This window comes from Paenibacillus sp. PastM-3 (genome assembly GCF_029893965.1).
Taxonomy (GTDB): domain Bacteria; phylum Bacillota; class Bacilli; order Paenibacillales; family Paenibacillaceae; genus Paenibacillus_AQ.
In genome coordinates, this window is record NZ_JARXXP010000003.1 from 317,927 (window position 1) to 337,617 (window position 19,691).

Genomic DNA, 19,691 nt, shown 5'->3' on the forward strand with positions numbered 1-19,691 from the left:
GAGTAACTCCAGGGCTTTCTGCAATATAAGGATGTCTTCATCCAGCCGTAATGGCTGGGAAGGCATCTTTTTTTTGTGTTTTTCCTAAGATGAAATCTGCTTCTCTGGAGTAAAAATAAGGCGTTTCTCCCATACTACCGTTATTCTGCTGTCATCCTTTGAGGAGGTGCATGAAGATGAAGGATAAGCCGGCACCTGCGATTTACATACAGCTGAAGAACAGGGTCACGGTGACCAAAGGCCGGGGAGTTATGCTGCGGGATGTGGCCTACCTGATTGCTGCTGCGGATATTAGGGAGCAGTTGGACTCGATTCTGCTGCTCCAGCCGGAGCAAAGCGACGGGAATCTGATCCTGATTGATCTGCTGACCATTATCCCGCGGATTCATGAGCTTGTTCCGGGGGCCGATATCCAGCCGATCGGGGAGGGGCGGACCATTGTACAGATTGAAGGCCCGTTAGAGGCGCGCAAGCCGTCCATTGCCCTGTTTATGCTCGTCTGGCTGCTGCTGTTCTTCGGCTCGGCGCTGACCATCATGAATTTCCATGCCGATGTCAGCATGCAGGAGGTGCATGTGAGGATTGTGGAAATGCTGACCGGTCGGCATGACGAGCATCCATATGTCTTTCAGGTAGCCTATTCGCTGGGAATCGGGTTCGGGATGGTGGTTTTTTTCAATCACCTGTTCAAGAAAAAATGGAATGAGGAGCCGACACCGCTTGAAGTGGAAATGTTCCTGTACCAAAAAAATATTGATCATTTCGTAGTACATGAGGAATACAGCAAGCTGGAGCACCGTCAAGGCCCTTCCGCGAAAAGGAGGGGAGCCCCATGACGGCTCCGCTCTCCCTCGGGCTCCATCTGCTGCTGGGGGTAGCGTCCGGAATCGCCGTCGGCGGGGGGGTTATTGCCCTTTTTATCGTACTGGATATGGTTCCGCGCCTGGCCCAGCTGACTTCCTCCTACAACAAGGTGCACTGGTATGAGGGAGCGATGGTCAGCGGCTCGCTGCTGGGTACGGCGAGCGATTTCTGGAACTGGAAGATAGCGGCCGGTCCGCTGGCTGAGCTGGGAGTAGGCCTGCTTGACGGGGTTTTTGTCGGCATGCTGGCCGCTGCCCTGACGGAGGTACTGAATGTGCTACCCATTCTGGCCAAACGGCTTCATATGACGCATTATCTGTTCGGCCTGCTGATGGCAATGGTCTGCGGCAAGGTGGCAGGGTCATTGTTCGATTGGTTTGTGTACCAGCGTTAACCCGGCTGTTGTTAGGAACAGCTTCGAAGCATCAGCGGCATTTTGAACTTTTAGGAGGTTATGGAGTAATGAGGTATATACACAGCGGGGATCAGGTGGAGACTGGCCGCAAAAAAGCTTCTGCTCCCGAGCATGCGGATTTGCAGGGAGACGGTGCGGATGGGGGAGAACAGATGCACACAGAGCAGCCGGAGCATAAGGGGGAGGCAGACGGCAGTACCGATATTGGCGTAGATGCAGGGGCAACCGGCTACGGGGATCATGATCTGCAGGCCTCTGTTGGAGCCGGTACTCCGGACCAGGAGGGGGAAAAGACAGAGGGGGAGGAGGAGCCGGAGGTTTCCGGCATATCTGATTCCGCGGAGGATGCAGGGAGTGCAGAGCAGCGCAGCAGCGGGCAGGATGACCAGAAGGACAGCAGGCAAGAAGGCAATGAGCGGCAGGAGGCTGATGAAGGGACGGGCGGGGGTCTGAAGGGCTTTTGGTCCACCTTGTTCGGCGATGAGAGTGATCCGGAAGAATCATCCGCTACGGATGGTTCAGGCACACAGGGGGCAGAAACCTCCGGTATACAGGACTCTGGAGCTACAGGTAATCAGGATGCCGAGATATCCGGTGAGCTTGGTACAGAGCCGGAAAGCGGGAAAAAGGGCTTTTTCGCCAGACTGTTCGGCGAGGAGCCGGATGAGGAAGCTGAGGAGCCGGGAGCGGATCAAGGTAAGCAGGAGAATAACAGACCGCAGGACCGGGAGAGCAGTGAGAAGCCGCGGAAGCAGGCTGCGGAGCCGCAGGAGAAAATAGATGATCCCATTCAGGAGAAGCGGGATTTTGAGCGCTCGGACTCGCTGGAGCAGTCCATTATCTACTGGCAGGGAAATGATGACATTCCGGAACATCTGGAGGACACCAAAAAGACGCTGACGGAGGTGCTGGGCCTCGGTTCTTCATTTGATATCGTCTTCAGGGAAATGACCTTCGGGGGACGTAAGGCGGCTCTCCTGTGCATTAGCGGCTTCGCCAAGGACACGATCATTGACGAAATTTTGAAGCGGCTGACCTATCTGACGCCTGACGAGGTATCTACCGGTGCGCTCAGCAGCTTTATGACCGAATACATCCCCCATGTGCAGGTGGAAAAGGGCGAGCTGCTGAGCGAGAGCATTAACAAGGTGCTTTCGGGCATGAGCGTGTTCTTCATTGAGGGCGAAAAACAGGTTATCATCATGGATACCCGTGCTTATCCGGCACGCGGGCCGGATGAACCCTCGATTGAACGGGTGGTGCGGGGGGCCCGTGACGGGTTCACCGAAACGTTGCTGAGCAATGTGGCCCTGGTGCGCAGAAGGCTCCGCGACCCCGGATTGAAATATGAGATGCACCAGGTCGGCCGGCGGACACGGACGGATGTCTGTGTAGCTTATATCGACGATATCGTCGACAAGACCCAAGTGCAGGCTGTTACCGACAAAATCAAGAGCATAGACATCGATGGCATACCGCTCGCTGACAAGCAGCTGGAGGAGGCGATTGTCGGGCGAGGCTGGAATCCCTATCCGCTCGTAAGATACTCGGAACGCCCGGATACCGTAGCTTCACATCTGCTGGAAGGCCGGGTTGTGATCTTTGTGGACACCTCGCCGAGCGTTATCGTTCTGCCGACAACCTTCTTTGATCTCTGCCAGCATGCCGAGGAGAACCGCCAGACCCCGTTCATGGGAACTTATCTGCGCTGGGTCCGGTTCATCGGCGTATTCGCCTCCATGTTTCTGCTTCCGCTGTGGATGCTGTTGGTCATCCACCCGGAACTCAAGCCGCCGATGCTGGAGTTCATCGGCCCGCAGAAAATGGCGAAGATTCCGATCCTGGGCCAGTTCCTGATCGTTGAGCTGGGGGTCGACCTGCTGCGCATGGCCGCCGTGCACACGCCGACACCGCTGGGCTCGGCTATGGGTCTGATCGCCGCCATTCTGGTAGGGGACATTGCTGTACAGACCGGGCTGTTTGTCAACGAGGTCGTATTGTATATGGCGGTGGCCTCAATCGGGATGTTCGCGACTCCGAGCTATGAGCTTGGTCTGGCCAACCGGATTGTCAGGCTTGTGCTGCTGCTCGCCGTGGCTGCTTTTCAGGTACAGGGCTTTATGATCGGCTCTACGCTGCTGATCATTCTGCTGACCACGCACCGGTCCTATAACTCCTCATATTTGTGGCCGTTTATACCATTTAATGCAAAAGCTATGGGGGCTATTCTGGTGCGTCAGCCGGTGCTCAGCTCCAAAGCAAGGCCGTCTTTCAACAAAACACGGGATAATACCAGAATGCCGCCTGTTCAGGAGAACGATAAATAGGCATACAAAAAATACAAATCAACTGCAAATTAGTCCATTCTATGACGTTCCCTCTGTCTGTTATACTGAATACACTAAATAGCCCCTGTGAAGTCCGGGTTAGAGCCTGGAGCCTGTTTTTGGAACACCGGGGATTAAATTTCATACAATAGACAGGGTGGAATCAAAAAGGTTCCACGGAAATTGGAGGACTGGACAATGTTTTTACACGGGACGAGCCGGATTAATGATGCCGGACATCTGGAAATCGGCGGATGTGATGTGACCGAACTCAAGGCGGAATATGGTACCCCGCTATATATAATGGACGAGCAATTAATCCGCCAGCGCTGCCGCGAGTATATGGATGCCTTCAGAGCGTCCGGATTGGGGTTCCAGGTTGCGTATGCCAGTAAGGCGTTCTCTATCATGGCTATGTGCCGCCTTGTTGACGAAGAGGGGCTGTCGCTGGACGTAGTATCGGACGGGGAGCTGTACACGGCACTCCAGGCCGGATTCCCGGCTGAACGTATTCATTTCCACGGAAACAACAAGACGCCGGATGAGATTGAAATGGCGATTGAAGCGGGCATCGGCTGCTTTGTAGTTGATAATCTCGTGGAACTAAGCCTTTTGCAGGCCATTGCGGCCAGCAAGGAAGTAACCGTGAATGTGCTGCTGCGCGTAACCCCAGGCGTTGAAGCTCATGCTCACCATGCCTATGCTTCGACCGGCCAGACCGATTCCAAGTTCGGCTTTGACATCGGTAACGGCTCTGCCTATGCTGCTGTGCAGCAGGCTTCGGACAAAGCCAATCTGCAGCTGCTTGGCGTTCATTCGCATATCGGCTCACAGATTTTTGAAACCGAGGGCTTCCAGCTGGCTGTAGAACGGATCGCTGATTTCACCCGCAAGGTGAAGGAAGAGCTGAACATTGATTTCCCTGTCGTCAACCTTGGCGGAGGCTTCGGCATCCGTTATGTAGACGGTGATACACCGCTTCTGGTATCGGAATATGTAGCAGCCATTACAGATGCTGTGAAGACACATTTCGCCGGAATCGGCAGCTCGCTGCCGCAGATCTGGGTAGAGCCGGGCCGCAGCATCGTAGGTGATGCCGGAACTACGCTGTACACAGTGGGCACGAACAAGGAGATTCCCGGTGTGCGCAAATATGTGGCCGTTGACGGCGGCATGACAGACAATCCGCGTCCGGCGCTCTATGAATCCAAATATGAGGCGCTCCTGGCTAACCGGGCTACCGAAGCGAACGAAGAAACAGTCTCCATCGCCGGCAAATGCTGCGAAAGCGGCGACATGCTGATCTGGGATGTTGAGCTTCCTGCTGTTAAAAGCGGGGATTTGCTCGCGGTTGCCTGCACCGGCGCTTACAACTATTCGATGGCCAGCAATTACAACCGGATCCGCCGTCCGGCCGTGGTCTTCGTACAGAATGGCCAGAGCGATCTGGTTGTGCGCCGTGAGAGTCATGGTGACATCGTTGTCAACGATATTGTACCTGAACGCATTGCCAAGAAGGCTGTAACGAAGTAAGTTTCGGGGCTACGGCAGCAGCCCTTCCGGCTGAGCGCGTTTGCAAAGCAAGCGGGAACCCTCCCGCTTGCTTTGCTTTGTGCGCAGTTTCATAGTAAACTAATAAACGTGTTCTACATCTGAACTTTTGAAAGGGGTCATTTACATATGGCAAAGCAAGCGAAAATTACACTCGAAAACGGCGGCGTAGTGCTGATCGATCTGTTTGAAAACGATGCTCCTAATACTGTGGCAAACTTCGAGAAGCTGGCTAACGACGGCTTCTACAACGGTCTGGTATTCCACCGCGTTATCCCTGGTTTCGTGGCTCAGGGCGGTTGTCCTAACGGTACCGGTACAGGCGGTCCCGGATACACAATTAACTGCGAGATCAACCCTAACAAGCATGAGCGCGGAACACTGGCTATGGCGCATGCAGGCAGAAACACTGGCGGAAGCCAGTTCTACATCTGCTACGCACCGCAGCCGCACCTTGACGGAGTACACACTGTATTCGGTAAAGTTGTACAAGGCATGGAGCTTGTTGACAGCTTCCAGGGACGCGACAAAATGACTTCGGTCGAAATTATCGAAGCTTAATCCTTCCGGTTCAGGGGCAAATGCCCTTTTCGGATGATGGAACAGCACCGCACTGGTTTTTCCAGGGCGGTGCTGTTTTTTTGTACAACCGTGTTTATATATTTCTGCTCCGGGAAGCATTCCGGTTTCTGATCATCTCCGGCAGCTTGAAGAAAATCAGGAACATTATGAGGAAAATGACGAAAGCAAATGCTTCCTCCACCAGCAGATAATATGGATAAGGGCCAAAGTAGTCGAGAACGGAGAAGGTGCCGGGCTTATGAGCCAAAAACATGTAATTGGCTCCAAGCAGCTTATCGAGCGCAAAAACAATGACGGCGATCAGGTTAAGGCACAGCATGGTGAACAGCAGCGACCGCCAGGTCGGCCGGAATCCGTAAGCCCAGGTCATGAACAGGGAGGACAGCACAATTGCCGCGTGAGCCGAAAAAAACAGCAGGAAGCGGATATGAGGAAAAGGATAGACCAGATTAGGCGTCAGGAGAGCGATGCAGGCCCCGCCGATCCCGGCAAAATACAGAAAAGAGTAGAGCAGCCGGCTGCGGGTTAGCAGCATAACCGCCGACAGCAGCAATGTAATTCCGCACAGCTCCAGCGGCAGGGAATGGCGGCTGCTCCAGATGCCGTGGGACAGATACCATGCATGCAGCCCGCCTTCTGAAGCCAGCAGTACGATAATCAGCAGCCAGCGGACCTGGTTCCGCAGAAGCGGGCGGGTATGCAGTGCAGACCTTGCGGCGAACAGCAGCAGGCAAAGTGCAGCGGCGCAAGCCAGGGCCAGGAAATGCGGAGCCGTGAACATAATGAAATCGCTCTCGTGTTTTCGGCCAAAAAAGGTAGTCAGATCCACAAATTTCGCTCCCTTGTTATAAAGCTTGCTCTTCAAAAAATAAATATTCCTGTTTTAAACATTTTTTGATTCTAAGCTTCTATACTTAGGTGATATAAGTATATAACGCTCAAGCTGACCAGAAAAGGAAGGAATTCTGCTTGTTTACATAAGATGGACGGTTTTTGACCGATATACATAACTGGCCTTGGGGCGGAGTGTGCCATTACCAGCGGATTCGGCGCCATCTTAAACAGAAGCCTTGGTGAGAGCTGAAATGAATTTTAGGAATGGGGGATACCGGGGAATGACAAAAAAGAGGTTCAGTCTGGCTATTGCGGTTCTAATGCTGTTTGTGCAATATGCTTATGGAATCGGGTTTATTACACAGGCTAAGGCAGAAGCGATCGAACATGAAACGGACATCATTACCAGTGTGTCCATGGCCGTTTACGGACCTGACGGAAGCACCGTTACGGACAGCGTCTATGATGTGAACTCGAATGTAACGCTGGACTATACGTGGGCGCTTCCCGACGGACACAGCTACAGCGCCGGAGACACCTTTACCTTCAAGCTGCCTGAACAGTTCCAGCTGTACAATGACATCAGCGGAACACTTGTCTCTGATGACGGGCAGGCGGGCGATTTTACTGTCAGCCAAGCAACACATGAAGTAGCGATGACCTTCAGCAGTTACATTGAGAATCATGGCAATGTGCACGGAACGCTGCGGGTGAACACCAAGTTTGACCGCACCAAGGTCAGCGGAAGCACGACCGAGCAGATTATATTCCCGGTTAACGGAGGCGTTCAGACCATAACGGTTACGTTCAAGCCTGAGGTTGGCTCAACGATTGCCAAGACAGGCACCGCCAGCGGCTTCAATGCCGACAAGATTGACTGGACAGTTGATGTGAATAAAAGACTGGAGCCGGTAACCAATGCCTTGCTAACCGACCCGATCCCGGCCGGCCTGTCGCTGGACAGCACTGCGACGCTGGCCGTATACCAGCTGAATGTGCAGCTTGACGGTACCGTGCAGCAGGGTGCACTGGTGGACGGCAGCAAGTATGCTGCCGATGTTGCCGGCGGTGTGCTTACAGTACATTTTACCGACCCTGTTATTAACGGAGCTTACCGCATTATCTATACTACGGGAGTTACCGGTGATGAGGCAAGCTATACGAATACCGCCACCTTTACAGGAGACGGACGTGATCCTGCCAGTGCCTCGGCGACAGTTAACGTGGAGCGCGGCGGCAGCCTTAAGAAGCAGGCGATCCATTATGACTGGGGCATTCAGGTCATTACCTGGGCCATCGAGTACAACTACAACCTGAAGAGCATCCCGCAGCAGAGCGCTGTACTCAGGGATTTGTTCGATGATACCCAGCAGCTTGTGCCCGGTTCGCTTAAAGTGTATCCGGTGACGCTGGATTCTTCAGGAAAAGCGACCAAGGGGATCGCGTTAACCGAGAATACAGATTACACAGTAACTGCCATTGCAGGAGTGGAGAACAAGCAGGGCTTCAAACTGCAATTCAATGACAGCATCCATTCCGCATACCGGATTGAATACAAAACCGAAGCGGTTGGGCGGGTATTCAAGGACCATACCGTTACGAATACCGTTTCAGACAGCACTTACAGCCAATCGGCAACGCAGCTTGTAAGGCCTATTATTATATACAAAACATTCTCCGGGGCAAATTATGCAGAACATACCGCGAACTGGAAAATTACACTGAACGGCGATAACCATCCGATGAAGGAGGTTGTGGTCACAGACCTATTCCCTCAGGGCGGTCAAAAGCTGATTCCGGAAACAATCGTGGTACGGAACAGCAGCAATACAGTGCTTGACCAATCGACATATACGCTGGAATACGCTGAACCGGTATTACCGAATGCCGGCTTCAAATTGAAGTTCAAAAATCCGATTACAGGTTCCTACACCATCAGCTATACTACGTATTTCAGCAATGACTGGCTGAACGGGAACACCGATGATTTTATTAACACCGCCAAGATTGATTGGACCGATATTGAAGGTGTTAAGCAGAGTACAAGTGCAGAAGGTAAGTTCATTCCCCGCAGTGAGTGGAAGAACAACGGCTTCAAAACCGGAGTGTACAATGCTTCCAGCAAGGAGCTGACCTGGACGGTAGGCGTCAACTACACCGCCAAAGAGGTAAAGCTTCCTGTTGTATCTGATTTGCTGACCGCCGGACAGAGACTGGTTCCGGATTCACTGAAGGTGTATAAGCTGAAGGTGGATGCCAAGGGAGATTATACGCTGGGGACCGAACTGGGCAGCAGCGCGTATTCCTACTACGCAGGTAATGATGGCAGGCTTAGAATCGTGTTCGCTAACAGCATCAGCGAAGCGTATGCGGTTGTCTTTAAGACCACTCTGGCAGGCCAGCTTATCGGCAGCGCTGTAGTCAATACGGCGAATCTGCTGGACGGTGAGAAAAAGGTATCCAAGGATCTGACCGCATCGGTATCGATTCCGCACGGCGGAGAATATGTCCTGAAGAGCGGGCTGCAGAACGGGGAAAAGATCGACTGGACCCTTGCGGTGAACCGCAGCCAGTCTCATGTTAAAGATGCCAAGATTATTGATACGCCAAGTATCAATCAGATTTTACTGCCGGATTCTTTCCGTCTCTATGAAGGAACAGCTGCTGCAAACGGTGATATTACGAAGAGCAGCACGGAATTGGTAAAAGGTGTGGACTACACCCTGCAGGTACTGGCCGATGACGATGGCAGACAGAGCTTTGAATTAAGCTTTGCCCGTGACATCGACAGGGCTTATATCCTGGAGTACCAGTCGCTGATTGCAGCGAAGACAGGCGATAAGCTGACCAACACCGCGAAATTTACCGGAAATAATGTTGTTAATGTTGAAAAGAATACAACGACAGAGGTCATTGTCGGTGTATCCAGCGGCTCGGGCACAGGCAGCGGGGAGCGGGGAACACTGACCGTCAGCAAGCTGGATGCCCAGAACACCGGGAAGGTGCTGGCAGGCGCGACCTTTGAGCTGTACCGTCTGAACGGGACTGAGCGCGTACTAATTAACACTCGCACGACAGATGCGGCAGGCAGCGCTGTGTTCAACAATATCTGGCTGGGCAGCTATATTCTGATTGAGACAGCGGCGCCGAGCGGGTATGTGCTGGATACAAGAGAATATCCGGTGACCATAAGCTCGGTGGCAGGGATTAATCTGACGGTATACAATACTGCCGTACAGCCGACAGCTACGCCAACTCCGACGGTAACGCCATCACCGACGGCTGTACCAACGGAAACACCGGCTGCAACCGGATCACCGGCGCCGACAGCATCACCGGTACCAACGGTCTCACCTGTACCTACAGAGTCAGCGGCACCTACCGCTACGACATCACCTGGACCAGGAGTAACACCTTCTCCTGCTCCGACACCGGCAATTCCGGGAGGAACACCGGGTACGCCGCCGCCGGGTAATGAAGTGCCGGGGGTAGTTGTTGTAGATGATGAGATTCCGGGCGGTCCGGCAATCACTCCTCCGGCAGCAACACCGGGGCCGTCAGTTTCACCTGGATCTCCTGGAGGAGGAACTGTAGAAATTCCGGTTGACGATGAGATTCCGCTTGGCGGGGGTGCCCCTGACAGCGGCAGTCCTGATACGGATACTCCGGATATCGATATTGATGATGACAGTATTCCAAGAGGGACTGTAACGGATGCCGGGGTTGACGGCCAGCTGCCGCAGACCGGCGAGAGCAGTCCGCTCCCGATCTATCTGGCAGGGCTTGGCTTGATTGCGGCAGGTATTGTGCTGAACCGGGTGTTCAGAGGCAGACGTAATCAGGAGTAGTTCATTCAAATCTGCTGATCCCATGGTCAGCTACAGCAGAAAGCCTGCGGCGATATATGCCGCAGGCTTTTTTACTGTTTTTCCGGCCGGCAGTCATGATGTTGCCTCAGGTATGAACCTGCACCGCGCTTTCCCGCTGCTGCATGATTTCCTGCCCGATGCCGCGTTTCAGGCTTCTGGAGCCGAGCAAAGTGACCAGCAGGATTGACAAGCCGGAAACTCCCAGCAGGATGGAGGGAGGAACCCGGTCCACAAGCACCCCGTAGAGGATCATTCCTGCAGGAGCGATCGCACCGGAGGCTGTCTCCACGACGGCAAATACTCTTCCGAGATAGGCAGACTCGACCGTCTGCTGAAGATACACCTGCACCGGTATATTGATATTCATTACGGTGGAGCCGACCATAAACAGCATGGCCATCAGATAGATAAAAGTCCCGGTGCGGCTTAAATCAACGATCAGCGGCAAGGCCAGCGCAAGGAAGAGCAGTCCGAGCATAAGCAGGCCGCGGATCAATGAGCTGGTCGGACTGCTGCTCTGGCGGCGGACGGTCAGCAGCAGCGACATCGCCAGCATGCCTGCGGCGAGCAGCGCATTAATGGCGCCGTATTGTCCGGAGCTGAGGGAAAGCGTCTGAACAACGGCATAAGGAAGGACTACATTTAGGGAAACGACGAAAAAGTTGACCCAGAAGACGATAATGATAACGGAACGGATGACGGGCTTCTTAAAGACATAGGATATCCCCCCGGCCAGACTGCTGCGGAACTCTGCCAGCACAGAGCTGCCGGCGGACTTATCAGGCAGCGGCTGGTGCGCCAGAGCGGAAGCTTCAGAGACTGCCGCCGGTTTGAACTTGAGGCCGAAGCTCATGAGGGTAGAGACTGCAAAGCCTGCAGCATTCAGCAGCAGGAACAGCTCCAGCGGAACGGTGGCGTACAGCATGCCGCCCAGAACAGGTGCGAGCAGGCCGCCGATGGAGCCGGCGATCTGATTGAGCGACCCGGCACGCTGGAGCGAATCTGCCTCTACAAGCTGGAGCAGGGAAGAGGAGACGGCAATGCCGTAAAAAGTAGAACAGACGGAGAGCAGAACGAGGGTCACGTAAACAGGCGGCAGTGTGACTCCGTTCAGCGAGACGGCCAGATAAGCCAGCAGCAGCGTTAATACGGCGCAGAGGTCTGAATATATCAGCAGCCGGCGGCGATTCATCCGGTCCGCCATCACTCCGGCAAAGGGGGCGAGCACAATCCGCGGCAGCATTCCGCAGACCATCGTAACGGCGAAGCTGCTCCCTGAGCCTGTGAGCTTCAGGATATACAGCCCCACTACAAAAGTGTACATACCGGAGCCGAGAATTGAAGCGAGCTTGGCTGTAAAGAACAGCAGCATATTCCGGTTGCCTGGAACAGCCCAAAAGCTTTTTTGCTTTACCATAAACAGCACTCCTCTTGAATAATAGTTAAATATAATTAAACTTATTCTATGGGCAGAGGCGCAAAAGTGCAATAAAAAGTTTAATTTTATTAAACTTTATTTTTTCTTTCCGGCAAGTTAAGTTATACTGGTAGAAAGACAGACATAAGGATGGCTAAACAGATGACAACTAATCAGACAATCGGAGATAAAATAAAAGCATTACGCCAATCCAAAGGGCTTACACAGAGCGAGCTGGCCGGAGAAGCGATGACCAAAAGCATGCTCAGCCAGATTGAGAACGGCCGTGCCATGCCCTCTATGCGCAGCCTGCAGATTCTGGCTGAGCGTCTTGGAGTAGACGCCGGTTACTTCCTGGAGGATGATCAGGGTGCGGAGCTGGCCCGGCTGGTACGCGACATTGAAGTCCAGTTCAAACAGAAAAACTATAAAGCGGTTGTCACTAGAGTGAAGCCGCTGCTGGACGCAAAGCTCCCGGTGACGGTCGATGCCGCCCGGCTGATGGAGTTCTATGTGGCTGCCTGCTATTATACAGGGAGTGCAGGAGGGGAAGAGGCGGTCGCGAGGGCTGCAGAGATCTACGAACGGTTCGGATTATTTGTGGAGAGCGCCAAAGTCCAGTATCTGACCTACGCGCTGCTGTTTACACAAGGCAGGTATGAAGAGAGTCTTGCGCTTATTTTGCGTGTCAGGGAAGAGTATATGAGCAAAAAAGTCGGCAACAATTTTCTGTTCGAGCTGGACCTTCATTACGCAGAGAGCGTTACTCTATCCGCTCTAGGAGATTACAACGGGAGCCGGAAAGCGGCACTGGATGCCATTGCACTGTCACGCGAAGAAGGCGTATATTATTTGACAGACCATTTTTACCGTGTGTTATCCAATCTTGCCCTCATGGCCGGGAGCCTGGAGGAAGCGGGACATTACCTGGAGAAATCGCTGCTGTATGTTGAGCTGTCAGAGGACAGATTGTCAGTTCAGCTGCTGAAGCTGGCCCAGATGAGGCAGGCGAATGCGGAGCAGAGGTATGAGGATGCTCTGAGGATTGGAGAACAGTTTCAGGCAGAAGGAGACCGGTATATATCCAGCCGAAGTCTGGCTGCGGGAACAGCCCTGTATCATCTGGGGCGGGATGAGGAGGCGCTGGAGCTTTTATCCAAAGTTACCCTTACCGATGATGTTCACCATCCGCTGGACCGCGCGGCCGTATTCACTTCTTATGCCTATAAGGCCAGAATCTATGCCAGAGCCGGGAAGCTGGAGGAAGCACGCCAGCAGTCGGAGATTGCTTATGAGCGAGTGCAGAATTATCCTCCTTCCGTATTTTGCACGTTCATCCGGGATACTTACCATGACCTTCATTAGCAGTAGCACAGGCCAGTATTGCTGAATTTGCAAGGCTCGGCAACGGCTTATCGGTCAATCTCGCCGGTAATGCTATAATAACTAAAATTCAATTTATCGGGGGAAATGGAATGTGGAAGGAATTTAAAAGCTTTGCGATCAAAGGAAATGTGCTTGACCTGGCAGTTGCCGTAGTCATCGGGGCGGCCTTCGGCAAAATTGTCTCCTCTCTGGTTGCCGACATTATTATGCCTCTAGTAGGCTTGCTCAGCGGCGGCATTAACCTGGAAAAGCTTACTTTTACCTATCTTGACGTCGAGGTGAGATACGGGATATTCCTGCAGAGCGTGGTGGATTTCTTTATTATTTCGTTCTCGATTTTTATGGTAGTCAAGGTGGCCAACCGGTTCAAGCAGAAGGAAACTGTAAAGGTTGAGGTTGTAGAGACCCCTGCACCTGATCCGGAAATTGCCCTGCTGACAGAAATCCGCGATCTGCTGAAAGAGAGCAAGCAGGGGGAAGCGTAACCGTTAGGGTAGCACACAAACTGTGGTTTTGACTATTCCGGGCAGCAGCTTCCGGCTGCGGGCATACAATGATCTGCTTGCTTTTTTGACCGTATAGTGCTAACTTTATGTTAGTCATTGTTAATGACATGCAGTATTCGATGATACTAATTTCATACTGGTTTGATCCTTCAGGGCAGGGTGTAATTCCCTACCGGCGGTGATGTCACTGTGTATTGGCTGTTACAGCCTGCGCGTGCTTAGTCCGCTACCCGCGCCGTATCCTTTGGATACGGACGGTGGACCCGGTGCAAATCCGGGACCGACAGTATAGTCTGGATGGAAGAAGGAGAGAATAGCGTACTGCCACTGAACGGGCAGGCGCACTGGTGTATTCCCTAATAATATGTGCGAACTTTCACAATCACTGGTGAAGGGGCTTATTTACGCATCATTTTTATTTGAATTGCCGGTAAACTCTCGTATATCCCGTCTTGAACTCCGCCTGGAGATTAAGGACGGGTTTTTTGTTTATTCAAGCCTGAAGGCCATTAGCAGAGATTGGAGGCAGATCATGAATATTATGAATGATGAATTTTATATGTCGCTTGCGCTTGATATGGCGGAAAGAGCGCAGGGACAGACCGGCATTAACCCCGTTGTCGGCTGTGTTGTTGTAAAAGACGGAGCTGTGATCGGCCTGGGTACACATCTGCAGCGCGGCACCGGCCATGCTGAGGTGCATGCGCTTAATATGGCTGCGGGAAAGGCGCAGGGGAGCACGGCCTATGTGACGCTTGAGCCCTGCAGCCATTACGGCAAGACGCCGCCCTGCAGCCAGCGGCTGATCGACGAAGGGGTTGCGCGGGTCGTCGTTGCCTGTGAAGACCCTAATCCGCAGGTGGCGGGACGGGGCTTTGAGATGCTGCGTGAAGCGGGAATCGATGTCGAAGTCGGACTGCTGAGAAGCCGCGCCTTGAGGCTCAATGAACGGTTCATCAAGTATATTTTGACGAAGCAGCCGTTTGTAACCCTGAAGAGCGCAAGCACGCTGGACGGTAAACTTGCTACAAGAACCGGCGACAGCAAATGGATATCGAACGCACAGGCACGGGAAATTGTACATACGCTGCGGCACCGCCATCAGGGGATTATGGTGGGTGTGGGTACGGTAATTGCAGATAATCCTTCGCTGACTACACGGCTTGAGGTTCCGGGGCTTCATCCGGTGCGCATCGTCATTGACTCCGGCCTGCGGACTCCGCTGGACGCAAACGTCGTCACGGGCGGCGAGGCGCCGACGATTATCGTGACGACCACAGCAGCCGATCCTGCTAAAAAAGCGGCGCTGGAAGCGGCGGGTGTTACGGTAATAACCTGCGGCGACGGGCCGCGGGTGGACCTCAAGGCAGCGATGGTCAAGCTTGGCGAGATGGAGATCGGCTCCATTCTGCTCGAAGGCGGAGGAACGCTGAACGGCTCGATGCTGCAAAGCGGGCTGGTTGACCGGGTGGTTCTGTTCTATGCACCGAAGATTGTCGGCGGCGGAGCCGAAGCTCCGGGAACCTTTGATTTTCCGGGCGTGGCACTGATGAAAGAAGCAATCACACTTGAGGGATTGGAAGTTGAGGTCCTCGGGGATAATGTCTGTATCAGCGGCACCCCGGTCCGCTAGTACAGGCGGATGTTTTGGCAAGAAGTACTACCCGATAGAGCTAGTGTTACAGAAGTAATCTTTAAGGAGGGGATCACATGTTCACCGGATTGATTGAGGAGATCGGCATACTGCGCGGTGTCAGCAGCGGGGGAGAGATGATGGTGCTTACTATCGGAGCCTCTCTGATCATGAGTGATCTGAAAATCGGCGACAGTGTGGCTGTAAACGGCGTCTGCTTGACGGCGACCTCAATTAGCGAGCATTCTTTTACCGTGGATGTCATGCCTCAAACTTACCGCAACAGTAACCTGAGGGAGCTGCGCAGCGGGAGCCGGATGAATCTGGAGCGGGCGATGGCGGCCGGCGGCCGTTTCGGCGGGCATATCGTCCAGGGGCATGTGGATGGTACAGGTGAAATCCGCAGCGTCAAGCGTGACCAGAACGCAGTCGTGTTCGAGATTACGCCGGACAAGGGATCGTTGTTTAAATACATTATCCCCAAAGGCTCCATCACGCTTGACGGTATCAGTCTGACTGTAGTAAGCACCTCATCCTCGGCCTTCACCGTATCGATCATTCCCCATACGCTCGGTGAAACAGTGCTGAACCATAAGCGCCCGGGCGACAGCATCAATATCGAGTGTGATGTGCTGGGCAAATATGTCGATCATCTTCTGCATTACAGAGGGGCCGGCAGTGAAGAAGAAGAGAGCAGCTCCCGGATCAGCCGTGATTTTCTGGCGGCGAACGGGTTTGTATAACTAGCAGAAACGGCTGTGCCGTCCTAAACCGGGCGGTGTCCGATTCTGCGGAAAAAGATAAGGATAAGTAAAATATTTACTTTCTTATCTTCATACTATTCTGATTTACAGCGGCAGGTATAGCTGCGTAGAGCTGACAGGAGGACAGGACTATGAGCGAGAACAGCAAGCAAGACAGCGTTTTGAACCGGATTGAAGACGCCATATATGATCTGATGCGCGGAAAGGTCATAATCGTGGTCGATGACGAGGACCGTGAGAATGAGGGGGATTTCGTTGCCCTGGCCGAACGGGCCACGCCGGAGGTTATTAATTTTATGATTACGGAAGGCCGCGGTCTCGTCTGTGTACCGATCACGGCGGAGCGTGCGGAGGAGCTCGATCTGCAGCCGATGGTTACCCACAACACCGATAACCACGGCACTGCCTTCACCGTATCGGTTGACCATGTCAGTACGACCACCGGCATTTCCGCAGGCGAGCGTTCCCTGACAATCAAAGCCCTAATGGACCCGGATGCGAGACCGGCAGATTTCCGCAAACCCGGCCATATGTTCCCGCTGATTGCCAAAAAGGGTGGTGTACTGCGCCGCTCAGGCCATACCGAGGCTGCAGTCGATCTGGCCCGCATGTGCGGCGCGTATCCGGCCGGCGTTATCTGTGAAGTGGTCAAGGCGGACGGAACGATGGCCCGTCTGCCCGATCTTGTGGACATTGCGAAGAAGCATGATCTCAAGCTGATCAGCATCCAGGATCTGATTCATTACCGCAATGAGAAGGAGCAGCTGGTCACCCGTGAAGTGTCCGTAAACCTGCCGACGGATTTCGGTACGTTCCAGACCATTGCCTATACGAACGAAGTGGATGACAAGGAGCATGTCGCTCTGGTCAAAGGTGATATTTCCGGCGATGAGCCGGTGCTGGTGCGCGTACACTCCGAATGTCTGACCGGCGATGTCTTCCACTCGCACCGCTGCGACTGCGGCCCGCAATTTGAAGCGGCGCTGCGCCAGATTGAAGCGGCGGACCGGGGCGTGCTGCTCTATATGCGTCAGGAGGGTAGGGGCATCGGATTGATCAACAAGCTTCGTGCCTATAAGCTGCAGGAAGAAGGGCTGGATACCGTAGATGCCAACCTTAAGCTGGGCTTCCCGGCAGATCTGCGGGATTACGGCATCGGTGCGCAGATTCTCAAGGATCTGGGAGTCCGCCAGATCCGGCTGTTGACCAATAATCCGCGCAAGATCAAGGGGCTTGAGGGCTACGGCCTTGAGGTCGTAGAGCGTGTGCCAATCCAGATGCCGGAGAACAAAGACAACACCGGCTATCTGCATACCAAACAGGCCAAGCTCGGCCATCTGCTGTCTTTTGACAATATTGAACAGAATGAAGATTCCAAAGCTTAACAACACCATAAAAAACCAACTTACAAATGAAGGGTTGATGAAGAACAATGCCGAATTATTTTGAAGGACATTTAGTATCTGAAGGATTGCGTTACGGTGTAGTGGTAGGACGTTTCAATGAATTTATTACGAGCAAGCTGCTGTCCGGCGCACTTGATGCATTCAAACGCCACGGGGTTGCTGATGATGAGGTGGATGTGGCCTGGGTTCCCGGCGTGTTTGAAATTCCGCTCATCTGCCAGAAAATGGCTGAAAGCGGCAAATACGATGCAGTAATCGCTCTGGGTACAGTGATCCGCGGATCCACGACACATTATGACTATGTGTGCAACGAGGTCGCCAAGGGTGTGGCAGCCATTAACCTCAAGACAGGCGTTCCGACGATCTTCGGCGTGGTGACTACCGAGAATATCGAACAGGCCATCGAGCGCTCCGGAACCAAAGCGGGCAATAAGGGCTGGGATGCGGCTACTTCGGCAATCGAGATGGCTAACCTCAACAAGCTGTTTAAGTAAGCGGAATAAGCTCTCCCCTCTTGACGGATTAACCGGATTCGTGCTTATTTATATGTATAAGAAGAAAGCATGCACTATAAGAAATCTTTCTACTTGTGTAGCGTCCTTTTAGCGGCGCTGCACTTTACTTTTTTTAGCAGGGGGAAATCGCGTGACTGTATTGTACAAGCTGGAGACGTTCGAAGGTCCGCTCGATCTGCTCTTACACTTAATTGACAAGGCGGAAATCGACATCCAGGACATTCCGGTCAGCGAGATCACCGAGCAGTATATGGAATACCTGCACAGCATGCAGGAGCTTGAGCTGGATATTACGAGCGAATTCCTCGTCATGGCAGCAACGCTGCTGTCGATCAAGAGCAAGCTGCTGCTGCCCAAGCCGCCGGTGATCGAGATTGAAAATTTCGAATATTACGAGGACGACGGGTATGACCCGCGTGCAGAGCTGGTGGAGCGGCTGATCGAATACCGCAAAATCAAAAGCATTGCCGTGCAGCTCATGGATATGGAAAGCGAACGCAGCCTCATATTTACGAAGGAGCCGGAGGATCTGGGTCCCTTTGTGCCGGCCCAGCTTGAGCATACGCTCAAAGGACTGCATACCTCTGATCTGATCGCCGCTTTCCGCAAGGCGCTCAGCAAAGCGGCGAGAAGAACGTCCTATCAGCGGATTACCCGTGATGAAATTTCAGTGAAGGACCGGATCCGCGATGTTTCGGAGGCGCTGATGCGCAAGGGAATGGGCGGCCGGCTGCGTTTTTCGGCGCTTTTGCATGAGAGCATGGACCGGCATGAGATTGTTACTACCTTCCTGGCGATTCTTGAGCTGATGAAGATGAAGGCGATCTTCTGCTATCAGGAGAAGCTGTTTGATGACATTGTAATGGAGTGGAGAGGAGGAGAGGACTTCAGTGGACTACAAAACGCTGAAATCAATTATTGAGGGCCTGCTGTTTCTGTCCGGGGATGAGGGGCTGTCCGTCCGGCAAATTGCCGAAATTACCGAGCAGCGTCCGGATCTCGCGACCCGGGCGCTGGAGGAACTGAAAGAGGACTATGTATCTCAGGAGCGGGGACTGCAGGTCGTGCAGATTGCCGGAAATTACCGGCTGGCTACCCTGCCGGATCACGCCCCGTATTTCGAGCGCCTGGCTTACTCGCCGGCGCGGTCCTCCTTGTCCCAGGCGGCACTGGAGACACTGGCGATTGTCGCCTACCGCCAGCCGATTACCCGGGTGGAAATCGAAGAGATCCGCGGTGTGAAGTCGGAACGGGCGATTCATACGCTGAACAACAAGGATCTGATTCATGAGGTTGGACGGGCTGAGGCTGTAGGCCGGCCTATTCTGTACGGAACGACCAAATCGTTCCTTGACAGCTTCGGGCTGGCCAGCCTGAAGGAGCTGCCGGAGCCGTCGAATTTTGATACTTCCGACAGTCTGGAAGAGGAAACCCAGCTGCTGTTCAACAAGCTGGACAGCCAGATGTCATTCGATGATGTGGATGCTGAACAATAAAGCCCTTATACTTCAGTTCTGACAGCCGTTGTCCCGTATGGGACAGCGGTTTTTTTATGCTTGTGCTGCGCATTTAGAGACAGGTTTAAGCGGATTTTACGGCCTGTCAGCCTATTTTTACTGCTA

16 protein-coding genes and 1 riboswitch are annotated in these 19,691 nt (G+C 53.3%); of the genes, 14 read left to right on the forward strand and 2 right to left on the reverse strand.

Features of this window, described 5'->3' with window-relative positions; translation table 11 throughout:
- Positions 1-176 precede the first annotated feature (176 nt).
- The 5 genes from M2108_RS08100 (at position 177) to M2108_RS08120 (ending at position 5,718) form a co-directional block, all read left to right on the forward strand.
- On the forward strand, positions 177-836 hold the full coding sequence (locus tag M2108_RS08100; protein WP_277468460.1) for a stage V sporulation protein AA: 660 nt from the start codon (positions 177-179) through the stop codon (positions 834-836).
- Positions 833-1,258 (forward strand): stage V sporulation protein AB, encoded by a 426-nt coding sequence (locus tag M2108_RS08105; protein ID WP_277468459.1) that lies wholly within the window; start codon positions 833-835, stop codon positions 1,256-1,258. Before M2108_RS08100 ends, M2108_RS08105 begins: the two co-directional genes overlap by 4 nt.
- Positions 1,259-1,923: 665 nt before the next feature.
- The gene (locus tag M2108_RS08110) at positions 1,924-3,606 is read left to right on the forward strand and encodes a spore germination protein (RefSeq protein ID WP_481856876.1); all 1,683 of its coding nucleotides are present in this window, start codon (positions 1,924-1,926) and stop codon (positions 3,604-3,606) included.
- Positions 3,607-3,804: 198 nt separating this feature from the next.
- The gene (gene lysA / locus M2108_RS08115) at positions 3,805-5,139 is read left to right on the forward strand and encodes a diaminopimelate decarboxylase (protein WP_277468458.1); all 1,335 of its coding nucleotides are present in this window, start codon (positions 3,805-3,807) and stop codon (positions 5,137-5,139) included.
- 147 nt (positions 5,140-5,286) lie between these two features.
- On the forward strand, positions 5,287-5,718 hold the full coding sequence (locus M2108_RS08120; RefSeq protein ID WP_090719028.1) for a peptidylprolyl isomerase: 432 nt from the start codon (positions 5,287-5,289) through the stop codon (positions 5,716-5,718).
- A 94-nt stretch (positions 5,719-5,812) separates the two neighbouring features.
- On the opposite strand, the gene M2108_RS08125 is transcribed toward M2108_RS08120, so the two are convergent.
- The gene (locus tag M2108_RS08125) at positions 5,813-6,604 is read right to left on the reverse strand and encodes a YwaF family protein (protein WP_277468457.1); all 792 of its coding nucleotides are present in this window, start codon (positions 6,602-6,604) and stop codon (positions 5,813-5,815) included.
- 250 nt (positions 6,605-6,854) lie between these two features.
- Here M2108_RS08125 and M2108_RS08130 point away from each other — a divergent pair, with 250 nt between their 5' ends.
- Positions 6,855-10,421: a collagen binding domain-containing protein gene (locus tag M2108_RS08130; protein ID WP_277468456.1), complete on the forward strand. Its 3,567-nt coding sequence runs from the start codon at positions 6,855-6,857 to the stop codon at positions 10,419-10,421.
- Positions 10,422-10,527: 106 nt separating this feature from the next.
- On the opposite strand, the gene M2108_RS08135 is transcribed toward M2108_RS08130, so the two are convergent.
- Positions 10,528-11,859, reverse strand: coding sequence for an MFS transporter (locus tag M2108_RS08135; RefSeq protein WP_277468455.1), 1,332 nt, complete (start codon positions 11,857-11,859; stop codon positions 10,528-10,530).
- A 162-nt stretch (positions 11,860-12,021) separates the two neighbouring features.
- Here M2108_RS08135 and M2108_RS08140 point away from each other — a divergent pair, with 162 nt between their 5' ends.
- The 8 genes from M2108_RS08140 to scpB all read left to right on the forward strand — a co-directional run bounded on the left by M2108_RS08140 (position 12,022) and on the right by scpB (position 19,565).
- Positions 12,022-13,224, forward strand: a complete 1,203-nt coding sequence (locus M2108_RS08140; protein ID WP_277468454.1) for a helix-turn-helix domain-containing protein — start codon at positions 12,022-12,024, stop codon at positions 13,222-13,224.
- A gap of 110 nt (positions 13,225-13,334) precedes the next feature.
- Positions 13,335-13,730: a large conductance mechanosensitive channel protein MscL gene (mscL, locus tag M2108_RS08145; protein WP_277468453.1), complete on the forward strand. Its 396-nt coding sequence runs from the start codon at positions 13,335-13,337 to the stop codon at positions 13,728-13,730.
- Positions 13,731-13,892: 162 nt separating this feature from the next.
- Positions 13,893-14,064: riboswitch (FMN riboswitch) on the forward strand.
- Between the two features lie 219 nt (positions 14,065-14,283).
- The gene (gene ribD / locus M2108_RS08150) at positions 14,284-15,384 is read left to right on the forward strand and encodes a bifunctional diaminohydroxyphosphoribosylaminopyrimidine deaminase/5-amino-6-(5-phosphoribosylamino)uracil reductase RibD (RefSeq protein WP_277468452.1); all 1,101 of its coding nucleotides are present in this window, start codon (positions 14,284-14,286) and stop codon (positions 15,382-15,384) included.
- Between the two features lie 77 nt (positions 15,385-15,461).
- On the forward strand, positions 15,462-16,127 hold the full coding sequence (locus tag M2108_RS08155; RefSeq protein ID WP_277468451.1) for a riboflavin synthase: 666 nt from the start codon (positions 15,462-15,464) through the stop codon (positions 16,125-16,127).
- A gap of 152 nt (positions 16,128-16,279) precedes the next feature.
- The gene (locus tag M2108_RS08160; protein WP_277468450.1) at positions 16,280-17,533 is read left to right on the forward strand and encodes a bifunctional 3,4-dihydroxy-2-butanone-4-phosphate synthase/GTP cyclohydrolase II; all 1,254 of its coding nucleotides are present in this window, start codon (positions 16,280-16,282) and stop codon (positions 17,531-17,533) included.
- A 47-nt stretch (positions 17,534-17,580) separates the two neighbouring features.
- The gene (gene ribH / locus M2108_RS08165) at positions 17,581-18,048 is read left to right on the forward strand and encodes a 6,7-dimethyl-8-ribityllumazine synthase (RefSeq protein ID WP_039879072.1); all 468 of its coding nucleotides are present in this window, start codon (positions 17,581-17,583) and stop codon (positions 18,046-18,048) included.
- Positions 18,049-18,199: 151 nt separating this feature from the next.
- Complete coding sequence (locus tag M2108_RS08170; protein WP_277468449.1) at positions 18,200-18,991, forward strand: segregation and condensation protein A; 792 nt, start codon at positions 18,200-18,202, stop codon at positions 18,989-18,991.
- Positions 18,960-19,565: an SMC-Scp complex subunit ScpB gene (gene scpB / locus M2108_RS08175; RefSeq protein ID WP_277468448.1), complete on the forward strand. Its 606-nt coding sequence runs from the start codon at positions 18,960-18,962 to the stop codon at positions 19,563-19,565. The genes M2108_RS08170 and scpB overlap by 32 nt, the downstream gene beginning before the upstream one ends.
- Positions 19,566-19,691 lie beyond the last annotated feature (126 nt).